The sequence below is a fragment of the Erythrobacter sp. SDW2 genome (assembly GCF_021431965.1).
GTDB lineage: Bacteria > Pseudomonadota > Alphaproteobacteria > Sphingomonadales > Sphingomonadaceae > Parerythrobacter.
The window spans coordinates 1,392,266-1,410,320 of record NZ_CP090370.1 but is presented as its reverse complement, the minus strand read 5'-3'; the positions used below and the strand labels follow the sequence as shown (position 1 = coordinate 1,410,320).

The window sequence follows — 18,055 nt, the reverse complement described above, 5'->3', positions numbered from 1 at the left end:
TCCTTAGGATCGCATCTCTTGGGGGAACACATAAAAAATGCCCATCACTCTGCGAAGGGGAATGTCGATCGGCCAGATGTCTGCCGAACAAGATCAAAAGTTTCTTTCTGAATGCTTCATTGAGACGGGTCAACCCGAGCAGGTTAGCGACATCGACAATCCTTGTGCGATTGTCTTGGGAAGAACAGGCAGCGGAAAAAGTGCGCTTTTATTTCATATAGATGACACTCACGATAATGTTTCACGGATAGATCCTGAAGATCTTTCACTCAATTTCATAAGCAACTCAACCATCATCCGCTATTTTGAAGATTTAGGCGTCGATCTGAACGTTTTCTACCAATTGCTTTGGCGTCACGTTTTAGTCGTGGAGCTTCTTAAGTTAAAGAAGGAATTTTACGATCAAGAGTCCGCCAAGAAATGGTTCGCAGGAATCTACAACGCACTTAACCGCAACCCCAAGAGGCAGGCGGCATTGGAGTACCTCACGCGCTTTAGCAGCCAGTTTTGGCTAGACACAGAGAAGCGAGTCAAAGAGGTCGTTAGCAAGATCGAGTCCTCGATGGAGGACAAAATCGGCATGACAGCTGAGGCCCTGCGCGCCAAGATTGAAGCTACTTCGCTAGCGTCGGATAGAAAATCTCGGGAAGAGACTACGGAGATAATTAATAAGGCGCAACAGGTTGTCAATGCAGTTCAAATACAAGAACTATCTGAGCTGTTGAATTTTTTAGCTGAGGATATTTTCGACGACAAGAAGGCTCATTACTATCTGATCATTGATGATCTCGATACAGGATGGGTCCATGACTCCCTCCGTTTCAAGCTAATCCGAGCACTTATCGAAACGCTGAGAAAATTTCGGCGTATATCAAACGTCAAGATTGTCATCAGCTTGCGGGCAGACCTCCTCCATACTGTTATGACGCGGACCGAAGGACGTGGCTTTCAAAGTGAAAAATTTGAGGACATGATGCTACGTCTTCGATGGTCATCTGACGACCTTCAGGCGTTGATAGAGGAGCGACTAAACTTCGTTTTCAAAGATCAGTATACTGGCCGAAAGGTCAGGTTTGAGGACATCTTTACGTCAAAAATCGGAGACCATGATCCACTAACCTACATGTTGGATCGCTCACTCTATCGTCCAAGAGACGTCATTTCTTATGTCAACCAATGCTTTGAGGAGGCTGAGCCGGGCGCGTCCTCGATATCTGCGCGCCTAGTAAGGAAGGCAGAGGCAGAGTACTCGAACAAAAGGTTTAGAGCTATTGTTGAGGAATGGGAAGGCGCCTTTGGTGACCTTGAAGTAGTTCTAGAAAGCCTCCGCCACCTTGATGCTCGCTTTACCTATGCAAATCTGACAGACAAGTTTTTCGAAAATATCTGCATTGAGCTAGTTGCTGGTGATGGAGTACTTTCAGGTAAGTTCATTTCTATTTGTAATGGAATAGTAAACAATGAGCAACCCAACTATCATCATCTAAGAAAAACATTTATAGAAGTTATGTATCTTGTTGGTGCCGTTGGGATAAAAAGATCATCGGGATCAAAATTTGAGTGGAGTTACAAAAATGATCCTGTACTCAATACTGCAATAGTCGATTCTAATACAAAATTCGCGGTTCACCCAATGTTACATCGTCGCTTGAATCTCAAGGGAGACGGCTCAGCGTTTAATACATGAATATCTTGTTTTATTTCCCAATGACCCCTGTACTATTTGAAGAATTCCCCAACCACTGATTGAATTTTTCTTGCTAAGAATGACACCAGTTATCACCCCGTAAAGCGTCGTGGCTCCCGCACCACCTCCTACGGCGTGCCCGATGCCCCTCAGCCGCGGGTCCGAGGTCCAGAGTAAAGTCCGCCGTCTTGATCACCCCCGCCTTCGCAGGGGCAGGCAAGTCCGGGAAGACGGTACTGGGGTGCGCGGTGATTGACGCAGGCGCACCCTCTCAGCGTCTCTCTTTTCCTCTGCGGTCTCTGCGTGAAACCAAATAGTGCAGTGGTTCCCCAAAGAACCCATCCGAGTAGTCGAGGGTACCCCTCCACCATCCTGCGGATTGTCCCTTCCCATCGCAAGTCGATGGGGAGGAACTATTCCGCCGCCACCGCCTGCCGTTCGAGCAAAGGCTTCAAATACCGTCCCGTAAAGCTCCGCGCCTCCCGCACCACCTCCTCCGGCGTACCCGACGCCACAACTTCGCCCCCGCGCACCCCGCCCTCAGGCCCCAGGTCGAGGATAAAGTCCGCGGTCTTGATCACATCGAGGTTGTGCTCGATCACCACGACCGAATTCCCCTGCTCCACCAGCCGGTGCAGCACTTCCAGCAGTTTGCGCACATCCTCGAAGTGCAGGCCGGTGGTCGGCTCGTCGAGGATATAGAGCGTCTGCCCGGTGCTGCGGCGGGCCAGTTCCTTGGCCAGTTTGACCCGCTGCGCCTCGCCGCCGCTCAGCGTGGTCGCCTGCTGGCCGACCTTGACGTAGCCGAGGCCGACCTCGTTCAGCATATGCATCCGGTCGCGGATCGGGGGGACGGCCTTGAAGAACTCCTCCGCATCCTCGATCGTCATGTCGAGCACGTCGGCGATGCTGAGGCCCTTGAACTTCACCTCCAGCGTCTCGCGGTTGTAGCGGCGGCCGTGGCATTCCTCGCACGTGACATAGACGTCGGGCAGGAAGTGCATCTCGATCTTGATCAGCCCGTCGCCCTGGCACGCCTCGCACCGGCCGCCCTTGACGTTGAAGCTGAAGCGGCCCGGCTTGTAGCCGCGCGCCTGGCTTTCCGGCAGGCCGGCGAACCAGTCGCGAATCTGGGTGAAGGCGCCGGTGTAGGTGGCGGGGTTGGAGCGCGGGGTGCGGCCGATCGGCGACTGGTCGATCTCGATCACCTTGTCGCAATATTCGAGGCCGGTGACCTTGTCGTGCGCGCCCGCGATCACCCGCGCGCCGTTGAGCGTGCGCGCGGCGGCGGCATAGAGCGTGTCGATGGTGAAGCTGGACTTGCCGCTGCCCGAAACGCCGGTGATGCAGGCAAAGGTGCCGAGCGGGATGGAGGCGGTCACATCCTTGAGGTTGTTGGCCCGCGCGCCGTGGACGGTGAGCTGGTGCCCGTTGCCCTTGCGCCGCGTGGCCGGAACCTCGATCGCGCGCCGCCCGGTGAGGTAATCGGCGGTGAGCGAGTTTTTCGCCTTCTCGATCTGCTTGAGCGTGCCCTGCGCCACCACCTCGCCGCCGTGGACCCCGGCGCCGGGGCCGAGATCGACGATATGGTCGGCGGTGCGGATCGCGTCCTCGTCATGCTCGACCACGATCACCGTGTTGCCGAGATCGCGCAGGCGCTTGAGCGTTTCGAGCAGCCGGTCATTGTCCTTCTGGTGGAGGCCGATGCTGGGCTCGTCGAGCACGTAGAGCACGCCGCTGAGGCCCGAGCCGATCTGGCTCGCGAGGCGGATCCGCTGGCTCTCCCCGCCCGAGAGGGTACCGCTTGTGCGGTCGAGATTGAGGTAATCGAGCCCGACATTGTCGAGGAAGCCGAGCCGTTCGTTGATCTCTTTCAGGATGGCGCGGGCGATCTGCTGCTGGGTCTCGGTCAGCTGCGCCTCGAGCGCGAGGAACCAGGCCTTGGCATCGGCGACGCTCATCTTGACCGGGGTGGCGATGTCGGTCTGCGCGACCTTGACCGAAAGCGCCTTCTCGTTGAGGCGCTTGCCGCCGCAGGTCTCGCACGGCTGCGCGGTCTGGAACTTGGCCAGCTCCTCGCGCATCCAGGCGCTGTCGGTCTGCCGCAGGCGGCGGTTGAGGTTGCCGATCACGCCCTCGAACGCCTTGTTGACGGTGTATTCCTTGCGCCCGTCCTTGAAGGTCAGCGCCACCGGCAGCCCGCCGGTGCCATGGAGGATGATGTCGCGCTGGTCCCGCTCGAGCTCGTTCCACGGGGTGGTGAGGTCGAACTCGTAAGCCTTGGCGAGGCTCTGCAGCACCTGCATGTAATAGGGCGACGGCGGGTTGGACTTGGCCCAGGGCACCACCGCCCCCTGCTTGAGGGAGAGCGCTTCGTTCGGCACCACCAGCTGCGGATCGAACAGCTGCTTCTCGCCCAGCCCGTCACAGGTGGCGCAGGCGCCCTGCGGCGCGTTGAAGCTGAACAGCCGCGGCTCGATTTCCTCGATGGTGAAGCCGCTGACCGGGCAGGCGAATTTCTCGGAGAAGACGATGCGGTTGGCGGGGATGCCGGCGCCTTTCATGCCGCCCTTCGTCGCCCCAGCGGAAGCTGGGGCCTCTGTCGATGGAGCGTCTTCGCCAGCGATCCCAGCTTGCGCTGGGATGACGTCCGAGACGTTGGCATCCGCCAGGTCGACATAGGCCAGCCCCTCGGCCAGCTTGAGCGCCTGTTCGAAGCTGTCGGCCAGCCGCGTCTCGATCCCCGGCTTCACCGCGATCCGGTCGACCACCACCTCGATGTCGTGCTTGAACTTCTTGTCGAGCGCGGGCGCGTCCTCGATCGCATACATCTCGCCGTCGATCCGCACGCGGGTGAAGCCGGCCTTCTGCCATTCGGCCAGCTCCTTGCGGTATTCGCCCTTGCGCCCGCGCACCACCGGCGCGAGCAGATAGAGCCGCGTCCCTTCGGGCAGCGCCATCACCCGGTCAACCATGTTGCTGACGGTCTGCGCCTCGATCGGCAGGCCGGTGGCGGGGCTGTACGGCACGCCGACGCGGGCCCACAGCAGGCGCATGTAGTCATAGATCTCGGTGACGGTCGCCACGGTCGAGCGCGGGTTGCGGCTGGTGGTCTTCTGCTCGATGCTGATCGCAGGGGAGAGCCCGTCGATATGCTCGACATCGGGCTTCTGCATCATCTCCAGAAACTGGCGCGCATAGGCCGAAAGGCTTTCGACATAGCGCCGCTGCCCCTCGGCATAGATCGTGTCGAAAGCGAGCGAAGACTTGCCCGAGCCGCTGAGGCCGGTGATGACGATCAGCGCATCGCGCGGCAGATCGATGTCGATCCCCTTGAGATTATGCTCGCGGGCACCGCGGACGGATATCTGAGTGAGAGCCATAGGCGCTCCAAGTGGGGTGTGTTGCGATCAGAGTCCAGCGGGGCTTTGGGACATGGCGCGCGGGACCGGTGGGACAAGCGATGTTCCGCAAATGTTCGCATTGTTCCTTCAGCAGGTCAATCTCCTCAATATCTCAAGCTGGTGACAGTCGCGATTGCAGCTTGTAGGTTCCCTTCTCCGACGAATTGCAGAAGCAGTCCCCGGAGGATGGGTGAACAAGTTAGCGAATGAGTGGCGGCACTCACGGATCGAGCGCCTGGTGTTCGAGGCCTGGTGGCGCGGCAGCCCGGCGGATTTCAAGAATGAGCACGATTTCTCGGGCGCACGTCCGGCTGTTAGCGGTAACTTCCTTGCCGATCTGCTTGCTGGTCGGTTCGGCCTTCCATCAGCCGCCGGAGGTATTCTTTGGCTAAGGGACCTTTGCATCCTTGATGGGCTGAGCGTTGCGGGCATTCGCGGCGACGCGAGCGGTACTGCGAAGGGACCGCGACTGCGGTTCGAGAACTGCGTATTCGAGGGCCCTGTCCAGTTGAGCGGCTCCGAGCTTGACGGTGTAAGGATGTTCGATTGCCAGTTGCGTAGCAATGACATCGTCGCAGATGCGCTTTCCTTCGACCGTTCGACGATCCAAGACGCATTGATTATTGAGCGATGCGAAATCGATGGTATATTCGGGCTCGACAGAACTCACCTCTGTGGTCTGTTGCGACTGAGCAAGCTAGAGGTCAGCGGGACGGCAGACATGCGCGCCTTACGCTGCGACGAGCGGGTGGAAATCGAAAATTGCTCCTTCGCAAGCATGAACCTATCGCGGGCCGACTTGCGTCGGAATCTCTCCGTCTTTGAGACCCGATTCAGAGGGCAACTGTCACTCTTTAAGGCATCGGTTGATGATCTTCACATCGACAATTGCCGGTTTGCCCAAGTAACCGGCGGACTATCGGGGCTGAGCCTCAGCCAAATCGACTGTCGCCGCTCGATCTTTGTCGAACGAATCCTGCTCAATGGACCGTTTCTTGCCGTCGGGGCAAAAATAGGCCGTACACTGACGGTGAACAGATTCGCTTTCCAGCCCGCGGCCCGAAGTCACAGCTATCTTGACTTCAAAGGAACAAGGGTAGGCCAGGACGTTACTTTCTCCGACCTTAATGCCCCGTCCGGCGCACTCTATCTCGAAGACCTGAGCCTCGGAGCCATGCTGGTGCTTGCGCGCCTAAAGTTGCGGATGCTGACATTGATCCGCGCCGTTACAGGCAGCGCGAGCATCACCGATTGTCGTATTTCAGGCGTCTTTGACATGGCCTTCGCGAAGGCCGAATTCATCATTGCTCTGGAGCGGATCTCGAACGGCGGAATGCCACATATTTCTGGCACCGCACCAGACTATGCCAAGCTGGCAGCAGATGCAGGCGGCGATGCCTATTTTTACACTTATGCTGGTGGTGTACGCGCAGCATCGCTCAAGTTTCGAGATTGCTGTTTCAGCGAAGGACTGAATGTCGATTCCTTTGTCGGGAACCAGCTCATTTTTGAGCGAACAATCATCTGTTCGCTTGTGCTCAATTTCCCGCTCAGCCTGCAGAACGCTCATTGCAAAAATGTCCTGCAGCTAAACTTGGTGGGCTGCAACGGCGGTATTTCCTGCGGCTACGCCGACTGTGAGTCGCTGGAGTTGATCGAAGTTAAGGTTGCTGGCCACAATGGAGGCAGTGCCGATGCTGTGGCCTTGGGCGCTGGTGACATGTCTGTCCGCAAACACATCCTTTTCGGCAGTGCGCCCGGAGGGGATGGCTGCAGTTTCGAAGGTGGGGTTCTGCTCGACCGCCTCCAACTGGCGCGTGATCTGCTATTCTATTCCATTCGCTGTCGCAGCGGTTACTATGCCTTATCCAAAGGTCTCGCCGTGAGCGTGAGCCTTGTTCGCGCGCATATTGGCGGCGACTTGGCTATGGGACAGAAAACTGCCAGCCCGGTCGACGGTGACACTATCGAATTCGATGGGTGCGTAAGGCTTTCAGCAGCACGGATTGAAGGAGACCTGGTGCTCTCGAACGGTGCCGCACGGGCAATCCGACCAGCAAATGATCAGGACAGTTCCTTGTCATCGCAACGCTATCGCCGAGTCCATAGCTATGACCGGGCATTGTCCCTTACTGATGGACGGATCGAAGGTAGCCTGACCATACGCAACTTCCGCTTCGACGGCATGGTCGATCTTGGCGGGGCCCATATCCAGCGGGTGCTTGACCGTGGCGGCGCAGTGTGGACCCGGTCAGGGCTCAAGCAAGGTGATCTGGTGCTCGATGGATTGACGTATGGGAGCCTTGCCGCGCCCGATGTGCCGGGCGAGGAAAATGATGATTACCAAATCGCAGGCAATCGGCACTCGGTTTCGAAATCCGAGGTTGATGAACGGCTGCAGTGGCTCGACATGCAATTCGATGCAGACGAACCGGAATTCCGGTCGCAGCCGTTCGAACAACTCGCTCACTATTTCTCCGGTGAAGGAGACGAACGAGCGCGTCGAATGGTACTGATCTCGAAACGTGAAATGCAGCGCAAACATGGGGGCGTCAGCCTGCTTGAACGCGGATTGGGTTGGTTACTCAAAGCCACCAGCAACTATGGATATTCTCCCGCCCGCGCCATACTTTGCCTTTCTGTATGGTTCGGCATCGGAACCTTGTTTGCATGGCTGCTTGGCAGCGCCGGCGCGATCCAGCCCAACAGCACTGACCTCGTTTCTCCCTACCCCGTGAACTACTTCGTACTTGCTGTAGACGCGGCGATCCCGATTATCGATCTGGAGCAGGACAGCATGCTGACGATCGATCCCGTGTCGCTTCCCTGGTGGGCGAGCGAAAACGGAGTCCTGATTGGCAAGGCACTGTATGAAATCATAGGCATGTTGCTGCTGTCGGTGACTGTGCTGACTTTGACCGGATCGCTGCGGGAAAAGGAATAGGCGAAGACCGTCTCGAATATCTAGCAACGCCCACCAGCCCCGCGCGTGCGACCAACCGCACACGGCTCGTCGCAAAGCCACTGGCCCTGCGCCGGGCGCTCGCGATACATTCGCGCTACGGGTCAACAGGAGGGTCGCACCACATGCCTATCACCGCTCGCATCGGCGCCTTGGCGCTGCTTGCCGCCATCGCCGCCATTCCCACCGCCGCCTCGGCCGACGATCCGCGCGATCCGACGATGCAGACCCGTGAAGCGCGCGAGCGTGACCGCGCGATCATCCGCCAGCTCAATCGGGAACAGCTCGACTATGTCACCCGGCGCGACGCCGAATATGCCAAGGACTGGGAAGCGACCAAGCAGCACGAGAAGGACATGGAGCAATACCGCCGCGACATGGAGCGCTACGAACGCGAGATGGCCGAGTGGCGCCATGCGGTGAAGATGTGCGAGGCCGGCCACCGCGAATTCTGCGCGCGCTAGGGATCGCGCCGCCCGGCGGATTTCCGCCCCCATCGACCAACCCCCGCTTCCGTTCCACCAACTGCAGGCGCGCAACTGTCGCCCCCTTGCATTGACCGGCAATCTCCGGTTCAAGCACGCTCATTCATAAACCGGCGCATGCGGGGGCAGCGCGGGTCGCGCCTTCCTTGCCCCTTGTGCCCATCCGGCCCCCGTGCCCAACCGCGCGGCGGCATGACCATTGGAGAGAAGAATGAAGGCCCATATCCTGGCCACTACCGCCCCGCTTGCCCTTGCCGCCCTGGCGCTGGCGGGCTGCCAGACCACTCCGGGAGCCGAAGAAGTGGCAGAAACCGAAACCGTCGCCGCGCCTGCCATTCCCACCGGCACCGGCTATTTCGCGTCGGACAGCACCCTGCCCTTCCTGGCCCCCGATTTCACCAAGATCTCCGAGGACGATTATGTCCCGGCGATGGAACAGGGGATGGCAATCCAGAAGGCCGAAGTGCAGGCGATCATCGACAATCCCGCCGCCCCGACCTTCGAGAACACCATCGTCGCGCTGGAAAAGTCGGGCCGCATGCTCGGCCGGGTGTTGCGGGTGTTCTACACGCTGACGGGCGCCGCCACCACCGACCGGCTGGATGCCATCGATACCGAAATGGGCCCCAAGCTTTCGGCCCATAGCGACTGGATCACGCTCAACCCCGAACTCTTCGAGCGGGTGAAGGCAGTCTACGACAACCGCGCCGCGATGAGCATGACGCAAGAAGATGCCAAGCTGCTGGAGGAAACCTACGAGCAGATGGTCCATGCCGGCGCATTGCTGACCGATGCCCAGCGCGAGCAGGTCAAGGCGATCAACACCGAGCTGACCACTCTTACCACGCAGTTCGGCCAGCAGGTCCGCTCCGCCACCAACGACCAGCCGCTGATCGTCGACACCAGGGAGGAACTCGCCGGCCTGAGCGAGACCGACATCGCCGCCGCGGCGAAGCTGGCGGCAGAGAAGGGCTTCCCCGGCAAGTATGCCATCGCGCTGCAGAACACGACGCAGCAGCCGCCGCTGCCCAGCCTCACCAATCGCGCCACGCGCGAGAAGCTGTTCAAGCTGAGCGCGCACCGCGCCGACGGGACCAACCCGAAATTCGACACCCGCATGCTGGTCGCCCAGATCGCCAAGCTGCGGGCGGAGAAGGCCGCGCTGTTCGGCGAGGACGACTGGGCCAGCTACACCATGTACGATCGCATGGCGCAAAAGCCCGCGACCGCGCTCAAGTTCATGACCGACATGGTCCCCGCGCTCGCCGCGACCCAGCGGCGCGAAGCCGAGATGCTCAACGCCGCGATCAAGGCCGATGGCGGCGACTACACCGTCCAGCCGTGGGACTGGTACCGCTATGCCAACAAGATCAAGGCCGAGAAGTACCAGCTCGATGAAGACGCGATGATGGAATACTTCGTGCTCGACCGCGTGCTCGAGGACGGCGTGTTCTACATGGCCGAAAAGCTCTATGGCCTGACCTTCAAGCAGCGCACCGATCTGCCGGTCTACCACCCGGATGTGACCGTCTACACGGTCTATGACAAGGACGGCAGCGAACTCGGCCTGTTCTATTTCGATCCGTTCCAGCGCGACGGCAAGCGCGGCGGGGCGTGGATGTCGAACTTCGTCGACCAGAGCTATCTGTGGGGCACCAAGCCGGTGATCTACAACGTGCTCAACATCCCCAAGGCGCCGGAAGGCGAAGTCCAGCTGGTCAGCTTCGACTGGGTCGAGACGACCTTCCACGAATTCGGCCACGCGCTGCACGGCTTCTTCGCCGACCAGAAGTACGAGAGCCTTTCGGGTACCGCGACCGCGCGCGACTTCGTCGAGTACCCCAGCCAGGTGCACGAAATGTGGGCGACCTATCCCGAAGTGCTGCAGAACTATGCCAAGCACTACAAGACCGGCGAGACCTTGCCCGCCGAGATGGTCGAGAAGATGCGCGCCGCATCGAAGTTCAACCAGGGCTATGACTTCGGCGAAGTGGTCGAGGCTGCTCTGCTCGACATGAAGTGGGCTGCGCTGACGCCGGAACAGGCCGCCGCGATCGATACGCCGGAGGAGGTCGATGCCTTCGAGCGCAAGTCGCTGCAGGAGCTTGGGCTCGAAATCGACCTGGTGCCGCCGCGCTATCGCAGCACCTATTTCAACCACATCTTCAGCGATCCGGCAGGCTATTCGGCGGGCTATTACAGCTATCTGTGGACCGAGATGCTCGACCGCGACAGCCGCAAGTGGTTCCTCGACAATGGCGGGCTGACCCGCGCCAATGGCGATCACTACCGCAAGACCGTGCTCAGCCGCGGTGGGACGATGGACTATTTCGAGATGTTTGAGAACTTTGCCGGACGCCAGCCGGACGTCACCCCGATGCTCGAGGCACGCGGGCTGATCGAAGAGTAAGCCTGCAGGACCTCCCCGCAAGCAGCGCTGCGGGGAGGTTCCTTTTCAGAACAGCGTTTGCGGCAGCGGAAGCCTCAGCCCCGCCTGCTGCGCGATCAGGCCGACCCATTGGCCGACCTGGGCGATTTCTTCCTCCAGCTTCGGGTCAATGCCCGCTGAATCGTCACCGGCAAACTCGCCGCCTAGCTTGGCATGCTGTGAGAAGACCGGACCTGCCGCGAGTTGAGCGGGCAGTTCCTCTGCCACCCCTACCCCGAAATGCGCGAACACCGCTGCCAGCGTCTCCGCACGCGCCGCGTCGAAGCGGTCGCCATCGAGCATCCGCAGCCGGTCGGGTGCGACACCTTGCACCTGCCCGCCCAGATGCAGGGCGAAGAACCGCTGGTTCAGCAACCACGCCAGCCCCGCCGCCTGCATATCGCTCATGGCAAAGGTCTCGCGCGGGTCCATGCCGAAATCCATCCCGGCATAGGACTGAAGCTCGAGGAACAGCTTGCGGCCCCAATTGCGCCCCATCAGGCCCTTGCGGGCGACGGAGCGGAGGAACACCGGCAGCTCATTGCTCATCAGCACCGCGCGGGCTTGCGGAGCAACGCGCAGCAGCGCGGGCATCAGCCGGTTGGCATGGTTGGTCGGCTTGACCACCACCACCTCGCCCGGCGCATGCGGGCGCGCCAGCAGGGCGAGCAGAGGTGCAATCAGCGGTGCGGCGGCATCCCCGGCGTTGACGAGACTGGCGATGATCCCCGGCTCGTTCAGCCCCGCCGCCACGCCCGGCGCATCGAGCGCGCGGACCAGCAAGGTCGAGCGGCAGAAGGCAGTGTGGAAGATGAAGTGCAATCGCCCACCCGGAGCCTGCATCGCCCGCAGGTCGTCCCAGCCCACCAGCGCGCGCTCGCCCGCTGACGGATCACGATCGGCCAGGAAGCCGCGCTGGCCGAGCGTTTCGCGCGGCGCCAGGATGAACTCGACCTGCTGCGCAGGCACATCGATCCGGTGCGGCAGCCAGGCGGGATCGGCGGCAATTTCGGCAGCACGGGTCATCGCCATGGGACTAGCCGAAAGCGACGCCCGTGCAAGCCCGCGTCAGGTTCCGAGCAGCGCTTCCCAGGTCTTGCGACCGACAATGCCGTCGGCACCCAGTTTCCTGTCCTTCTGGAACTTCACCACGGCAGCAAGCGTCATCGGCCCGAAATCGCCATCGGCGACGATGCCGAGCTTCTCCTGCAGGAAAGCGACATCGTCGCCCTGGTCACCGAGCCTCAAAGGCGGTCGGCTGCGCGCGGCCTCGTCGGCCTTGGCCTTCTTGCTGTCCGGTTTCTTCTCCGTGCTGGCGAGCAGGAGCGCCCAGGTCTGGGCCCCGACGATTCCGTCGGCGTAGAGCCCCGCCTTCTCCTGCGCGGCGATCACCGCAGCCTTGGTCCCGGGGCCGAAATCACCGTCCTTGACCGCCAGGCCCAGCAGTTCCTGCAAATGCATCACCGCCTGCCCCCGGTCGCCCATGCGCAGCACCGGATGCGGGTTATCGCTGTGCGAACCACCCTGGCTGAAGTTGGCATAGGCCCGCGCCATCTTTTCGTCGTACTTGTTGATCCGGTAGTTCGAGCCGTTGTAGCCGCGCGCAAACCCCGCCCAGTCGAGCCGCCGCAACTCGTCGTCGAGCTTGTTCGACTGGATGAAGCCGACGAAGGCATCGAGCTGCTTCCCCGAGCTTGCCACCATGGCCTTCACGAAGCTTTCGACATCGTTGTACCCGACCAGCTTGTGATTGAATCCCATCACCTGGAACGCCCCCCAGCTGGCGGACTTGAGCGCTGCTGTCCGGTCGAGTTTCAGCGCCTCTTCCAATCGGTCATACTCGCGCGCACCGCCTTTATAGCCGCCAGGCTTGGGCCAGGAGATGTGCGAGCGTCCGCTGCTCCACTTGCCCCCGGTCAGCTTGTGGAACCAGTGGCGCTCGAACAGGATCTTGGGCCGCGCGTCCGACAGATAGCCTCCACCCAGGCTTTCGACCTGGGCCACTGCGCGCACAGCGGCAACGCTGCATCCCAGCTTGGTCGCAGCACGCTCGAAATCGGCATCGGTAAGCGGTGTGGGGTCGCCCGTAAATTCACTCGGCATCGTGCGTGTCCTCCCGTGACAGCGTGTGGGATGCGATCGAAGTGCGACTCTATTTTGATTATGCGGCTGTAGGATAGCAGGAAAATGCCATCGCGCCCATGGGGCCGAGCCAATCACCGTTAACGCCGAACACGCGGGCCACGACGTCGGAAGCGAGCGCGACTGGCGGTTTCCCTTCCGCAGCAAGTGTCCCGCGGTCGAGCACCAGCACATGGTCGGCATGGTTCATGGCGAGTGCAAGGTCATGCAGCACCAGCACCACCCCGGCCCCGGCAGCGGCGGCGGTGCGAAGGTGTTCGATCAGGGTAAACCGGTGCGCGAGATCGAGCGCAGCGAGCGGCTCGTCGGCGAGGATCCAGCGCGGCTCTCCCGCCAGCACCCGGGCGAGCAATGCGCGCGCTTTCTCTCCGCCTGACAGCGTGGTGACGGGGCGGTTGGCCAAATGCTCCAGATCGAGCGCCTTTATCGCGCGGGTGACGGCCTCCTCGCCGTTGTCCCGATGCGGCAGGCGGCCCAGCGCCACCAGGCTGCGCACGGCCACATCCCACGCGACTTCGCCATCCTGCGGCAGGTAACCGATCGCCTTGGCACGCTCGCGCGGCGGCAGGGAGGCGAGCGGAGCTTCGTCCAGCAACACTTCGCCGCCATCGACCCTGAGCAGTCCCGCAAGTGCCGACAACAGGGTCGACTTGCCTGCGCCATTGGGGCCGCAAATCGCGGTGATCTTGCCCGGTGCAAGCGTGCCGGACACATTCGTCAGCCGCCCTGCGAGAGTGAGATTGCGAGCCGCGAGCGTCATGCCAGACCTTTCCGCATTCGCAGCAGCAGCCACAGGAAGAACGGCGCGCCGATCAGGCTGAGCGCGATGCCCAGCCGCAGCTCGGTCGCCAGCGGAAGTATCCTCACCAGACTGTCGGCCACCAGCACCAGCGTCGCGCCTGCCAGTGCGCTCGGCAGCAGCAGGCTCGACGGGCGGCGATCGGTCAGCGGGCGGACCAGATGCGGCACGATCAGCCCGACGAAGCCGATGATCCCCGCTACCGCGACGCCGCTGCCCACGGTCAACCCGATGCCGAGGATCAGCCATACCAGCAGCCGCCCCGGCTCGACGCCCAGCGACCGGGCCGCCGCCTCGCCGAGCGTCAGCGCATCGAGCGCGCGCGAGGTCCGCCACAGGCAGGCGATGCCGAACACTGTCAGCGGCGCGGCGACGTACACGTCCGGCCAGCTCCGGTCGGTTAGCGCACCCATCAGCCAGGTGACGATCTGGCTCATGGCGAAGGCATTGGGGGCCATGCTGATGGCCAGGCTGGTCAAAGCGCCCGCCAGGCTGGCGATCATCAACCCTGCCAGCGTGAACAGCGCGATCCCGCCTGACCGCCCCGCAATCAGGGCGAGCAGAGCCATAGCCCCGCCCGCGCCTATCAGTGCGAACAGCGGCAAAAGGAAAGGCGCGGCGGAGTAACCGAACCAGAAGCTCGCCACTGCGCCCAGCGCGGCTCCCGGCGCGATCCCGAACAGGCCCGGATCGGCCAGCGGATTGCGCAAATACCCTTGCATCGCCGCCCCTGCCGCACCCAGCCCCGCGCCGATGGTGATGGCCAGCAAGGCCCGCGGCAGGCGCAGTTCCATCAGGATCAGGGCGGCATTGGGGGTAGTCCACGGATCGAGCCAGACCCGCCCCGCGAGCAGCGAGAGCGACAGCGCGAGGCCGAGCAAGGCCAGAAAGGTGAGCGTGGCGCGGTTCATTGGCGTAGCTCCACCACCCCCCGGCCCCCTCCTCTGAAGAGGAGGGGGTGATTGGCGCGCCTGGCGGAAGCCCCCTCCTCTTCAGAGGAGGGGGTTTGGGGGTGGTGCGCGGCACGCACTTGTGCCAGCCGCTCCACCGCCCGGATAATGCTCGGCCCGCCGCAATAGAGCAGGTTCGAGGCGAAGGGCTCGGTCCGCATATCGCCGAGCTGGGCCAAGGCCGGATGCGACTGGGCACGCTCGTTGCCGGCGACCAGCAACAGCTCCGGCGGATCGGACAGCAGTCGCTCGAGCGAAAGATAGTCGGCCTGCCGCATCCCGCGCGCGGCGCTGTGGCTGGCGAGGCCGGTGTGCTCCATCAGCTCTGCAACCAGCGTCCCTTCCCCCGGCACGATTCCGCCGTCCTGCCACAACACTGTCGAGACCGATGTGCCGTCATGCGCGGTGGCCGCCAGCGCGGCGTCGATCCGCCCGATCAGTGCCTCCCCCCTCTCTGGCTCGCCCGCCACCGCGGCAAGCTGCTGCACCTGTGCCTTGCTGTCGGCGACGGTTGAAGCAATTCCCAGCGTCTCGACCTGCATCCCCAGCCGCTCGAACGCCTTGACCGTCGCGGGGTCCATAAAGGTCGAGCCGACCACCACGTCGGGATCGAGCGCGAGCACTTCCTCCACCGTGCCGCCGGTCGCCAGGAGTGTGCGCGCCTTGGCCAGGTCCATCGAGGTCGCTGCCGGAGCATGGCTGTAGTGGCTGATCGCCAGCAACTGCCCCGGCGCGGCGACCTCGGCGAGGATCGCGTCGGCGCAGGGGTTGAGGCTGACGATGGTGGGGCCTTCGGAAGGCGCACTGGCAAGTCGCGGCGAACCGCAACCTGCCAGCGCCGCGCAGGCGATCAAGCCTGCCAGGACTTTCAAAAGCCGAACCTCACCCCGCCGAACACGCCGCGTCCTGCCTGACCGTATCCGGCGGCGGTCTGGTAGCGTTCGTCGAACAGGTTCTCCACCCGGGCGAAGAGGACCAGCTGCTTGTTGTCCTGCAACGCGGCCACCGGCAGTTCGGCTCGCAGGTCGACCACTGCATAGCCGTCGAGCGAGACGGCGTTGGCCGCATTGTCGAACGAATCCGAGGAGAAGCGGAGGTCCGCTCCCAGCCGGGGACGGAGCAAGGTGCCTCTTCCCGCCGCGCTGTCCCAATCGAGCGCCAGGTTGACGCTGTGCCTTGGGCGGCGGGCCAGCGTGTTGCCGCTGACCCGGTCCTCGCTCTCGATCAGGCTGTAAACCACCCGCGCGCGCAGCGCTTCGCCCAACGTGACGCCCCCTTCGATCTCGATCCCCTGGGCCCTGGCCCGCGCGACATTGTCATAGGTGCCGAAGGGACGGTTGGTGCAGATCCCGGTGTTCTGGCCGAAGCAGCTGACGAACTGGATCAGATCCTCGCTGTCGCGCCGGAACACGGTGACGGCGGCATAGGCGGGCGCGCTGCGATCGCGGTAGGCGAGACCGAGATCGAAGCTGGTGCTTTTCTCCGGCACCAGCGACTCATTGCCAAAGTCGCTGAACAGCTGGAACAGGCTCGGCGCCTTGAAGCCCTCGCCGACGCTGGCCTTGACGCGAAGATCGGGCGCGATCTCGTAGCTGATGTCCGCGCCTACGTTCGTCGCGCCGCCGAACCGGGCATGGTCGTCATGCCGCAGGCCAAAGTGCCCGGATAGCCCCCCGAATTCGATGCCCGCCTGGAGATATCCGCCGATGATGCGTGTGTCTTCCCGGGCCGAGAAATTGGTCTCGTAGCTGGTCCATTCGCCATCGGCCCCGAAGTTGAGCAGCAGCGGGCCGATCAGTCGGTACTCGCCCTTGATCTCGACCCGGTCAGAATGGCCGTCGCTGACGAAGCCGGGTGCCGTGCCGAAAGCCGGATCGAAGTTCGCCCGCTCGGTATCGGCGAAACTGTAGGTGGCCTGGACGAACAGCGGCCCGTTGTCGTGCAACAGGCCCAGCGCACCCGAATATTGCACCGTTTCCTGATACTCGGCCGTGTCGGCGAGGGTGAAGTTCGGGGCCGGGAAACCGTCGATCTCCAGATCGCCTTGAGCATAGCGGCCGCTGGCGAAGATCTCGGTGCTGCCGGACAGGAAAATCCGGCCGCGGGTTGTAACCGCGAATTGCTCGAACCCGTCGGCCTCGGTGCCGCTGGCGGCGGAGGAGAAACCGTCGCTGGTGTAATATCCCCCGGCCATGCTGAGAAAGCCGACATCGCTCTCGATACTGCCCGAGAGATTGGCGCTCAGCGTATCGCGCGCACCATATTCCACGCTCCCGTCAAGGCCGCTGTCCGAGCGTGTCCTCACCGCCAGCACCCCGGCCACGGCATCGCTGCCCCAGACCGTCGAGTTCGAGCCGCGCAGCAAATCCAGTTGCGCGATGGTGCCCGGCAGCAGATTGCCGAAATCGAAGCCGCCCGATGGCGAGGACGGATCATTGACCCGCACCCCGTCGACCAGAACCAGCAATTGCTCCGCCTCGGCGCCGCGCACGCGGACGCCGGTAAAGCTGCCGACCCCGCCGTTGCGGCTGACGGTCACTCCCGGGGCGCGCTGGAGGATGCGGGTGATGTCCTCGCCCTGCACCTGCTCGATCTCGTCGCGGGTGATGATGGTTACCGGTTGGCCAGTGTCCTCCGTCTCGATCGGCGTACCGGTGACGGTGATGGTGGTTGGAGCGGGTGCTGGCAGGAAGCAACCGAAGCAACTGTCCGACCAGTCTTCAGGCAAGGGTTCGGCCGAATCCTGCGCCGCCACCGGCGCCGAAACCACTGCACAACTCAGCAAAAACAGAAATTTACGCACACTTCCTCCATCACAAGCTGATGTCGCTCATGACGGAGCATCGCGGGAGTGCGAGAGCCCTGACGCCTTGCCATCGGTACACCCCGCCCGGCAGCTCGAACGACCGTCACCGGCAGGTCTCCTGGCTCCCGGATCATCGCTCGCCCGTCGCCTTCCCAGCAAGGAGCCAGTGGCATGTGGCGGGATCGCTCCCCGGTCACAGTTGCGGGGGCAGCGGATGTTTCGCACATCCTTCCCTCTTAGGCCGGTGTTACCCGGCAACCCATGACGTAGCCGCCCGATAGGCCCGCGCCCGCCGGCTGGCAAGCCATTAAGCCCCGCCCGCCCTGCCGGTAATCTGGGGTCAACCATGCGGTTTAACCCCGCCTTGCACGCTGTGCCGGCATAGGACGGCG

At 62.3% G+C, this 18,055-nt stretch carries 11 protein-coding genes and 1 riboswitch; of the genes, 4 read left to right on the top strand and 7 right to left on the bottom strand.

Annotated features, from left to right (window positions below; genetic code table 11):
* Nucleotides 1–37: 37 nt before the first annotated feature.
* Nucleotides 38–1,687, top strand: a complete 1,650-nt coding sequence (locus LY632_RS06915) for a P-loop ATPase, Sll1717 family (RefSeq protein WP_234093063.1) — start codon at nt 38–40, stop codon at nt 1,685–1,687.
* A 413-nt stretch (nt 1,688–2,100) separates the two neighbouring features.
* On the opposite strand, the gene uvrA is transcribed toward LY632_RS06915, so the two are convergent.
* Nucleotides 2,101–5,070, bottom strand: a complete 2,970-nt coding sequence (uvrA, locus tag LY632_RS06910; protein WP_234093062.1) for an excinuclease ABC subunit UvrA — start codon at nt 5,068–5,070, stop codon at nt 2,101–2,103.
* A gap of 211 nt (nt 5,071–5,281) precedes the next feature.
* On the opposite strand from uvrA, the gene LY632_RS06905 reads away from it, so the two are divergent.
* The 3 genes from LY632_RS06905 (at nt 5,282) to LY632_RS06895 (ending at nt 10,948) form a co-directional block, all read left to right on the top strand.
* Nucleotides 5,282–8,035, top strand: coding sequence for a hypothetical protein (locus LY632_RS06905; protein WP_234093061.1), 2,754 nt, complete (start codon nt 5,282–5,284; stop codon nt 8,033–8,035).
* A gap of 143 nt (nt 8,036–8,178) precedes the next feature.
* Nucleotides 8,179–8,517 (top strand): hypothetical protein, encoded by a 339-nt coding sequence (locus LY632_RS06900; protein WP_234093060.1) that lies wholly within the window; start codon nt 8,179–8,181, stop codon nt 8,515–8,517.
* A gap of 232 nt (nt 8,518–8,749) precedes the next feature.
* Nucleotides 8,750–10,948 carry a M3 family metallopeptidase gene (locus tag LY632_RS06895; protein ID WP_234093059.1) on the top strand — a complete coding sequence of 733 codons (2,199 nt, stop codon included), beginning with the start codon at nt 8,750–8,752 and terminating at the stop codon, nt 10,946–10,948.
* A gap of 45 nt (nt 10,949–10,993) precedes the next feature.
* Here LY632_RS06895 and LY632_RS06890 read toward each other — a convergent pair whose 3' ends face one another.
* The 6 genes from LY632_RS06890 to LY632_RS06865 are packed head-to-tail and all read right to left on the bottom strand — an operon-like array spanning nt 10,994 to nt 17,627.
* Complete coding sequence (locus LY632_RS06890) at nt 10,994–11,992, bottom strand: hypothetical protein (RefSeq protein WP_234093058.1); 999 nt, start codon at nt 11,990–11,992, stop codon at nt 10,994–10,996.
* A gap of 42 nt (nt 11,993–12,034) precedes the next feature.
* Nucleotides 12,035–13,069 carry an N-acetylmuramidase domain-containing protein gene (locus tag LY632_RS06885; RefSeq protein WP_234093057.1) on the bottom strand — a complete coding sequence of 345 codons (1,035 nt, stop codon included), beginning with the start codon at nt 13,067–13,069 and terminating at the stop codon, nt 12,035–12,037.
* A gap of 58 nt (nt 13,070–13,127) precedes the next feature.
* A complete protein-coding gene (locus LY632_RS06880; RefSeq protein ID WP_234093056.1) occupies nt 13,128–13,868 on the bottom strand; it encodes an ABC transporter ATP-binding protein in 741 nt (246 codons plus the stop codon).
* On the bottom strand, nt 13,865–14,818 hold the full coding sequence (locus LY632_RS06875) for an iron ABC transporter permease (protein WP_234093055.1): 954 nt from the start codon (nt 14,816–14,818) through the stop codon (nt 13,865–13,867). Before LY632_RS06875 ends, LY632_RS06880 begins: the two co-directional genes overlap by 4 nt.
* Entirely contained in the window at nt 14,815–15,729 is a 915-nt protein-coding gene (locus LY632_RS06870; RefSeq protein ID WP_234093054.1) for an ABC transporter substrate-binding protein, read from the bottom strand. Before LY632_RS06870 ends, LY632_RS06875 begins: the two co-directional genes overlap by 4 nt.
* On the bottom strand, nt 15,726–17,627 hold the full coding sequence (locus LY632_RS06865; protein WP_234093053.1) for a TonB-dependent siderophore receptor: 1,902 nt from the start codon (nt 17,625–17,627) through the stop codon (nt 15,726–15,728). Before LY632_RS06865 ends, LY632_RS06870 begins: the two co-directional genes overlap by 4 nt.
* 126 nt (nt 17,628–17,753) lie before the next feature.
* Nucleotides 17,754–17,941: riboswitch (cobalamin riboswitch) on the bottom strand.
* Nucleotides 17,942–18,055 lie beyond the last annotated feature (114 nt).

Bases quoted from the DNA above. Each gene is read 5' to 3' on its own strand.
- LY632_RS06895 (WP_234093059.1), top strand. From the start codon at position 8,750: ATGAAGGCCCATATCCTGGCCACTACCGCCCCGCTTGCCCTTGCCGCC.
- LY632_RS06900 (WP_234093060.1), top strand. From the start codon at position 8,179: ATGCCTATCACCGCTCGCATCGGCGCCTTGGCGCTGCTTGCCGCCATC.
- LY632_RS06890 (WP_234093058.1), bottom strand. From the start codon at position 11,992: ATGACCCGTGCTGCCGAAATTGCCGCCGATCCCGCCTGGCTGCCGCAC.
- LY632_RS06880 (WP_234093056.1), bottom strand. From the start codon at position 13,868: ATGACGCTCGCGGCTCGCAATCTCACTCTCGCAGGGCGGCTGACGAAT.
- LY632_RS06885 (WP_234093057.1), bottom strand. From the start codon at position 13,069: ATGCCGAGTGAATTTACGGGCGACCCCACACCGCTTACCGATGCCGAT.
- LY632_RS06915 (WP_234093063.1), top strand. From the start codon at position 38: ATGCCCATCACTCTGCGAAGGGGAATGTCGATCGGCCAGATGTCTGCC.
- LY632_RS06875 (WP_234093055.1), bottom strand. From the start codon at position 14,818: ATGAACCGCGCCACGCTCACCTTTCTGGCCTTGCTCGGCCTCGCGCTG.
- uvrA (WP_234093062.1), bottom strand. From the start codon at position 5,070: ATGGCTCTCACTCAGATATCCGTCCGCGGTGCCCGCGAGCATAATCTC.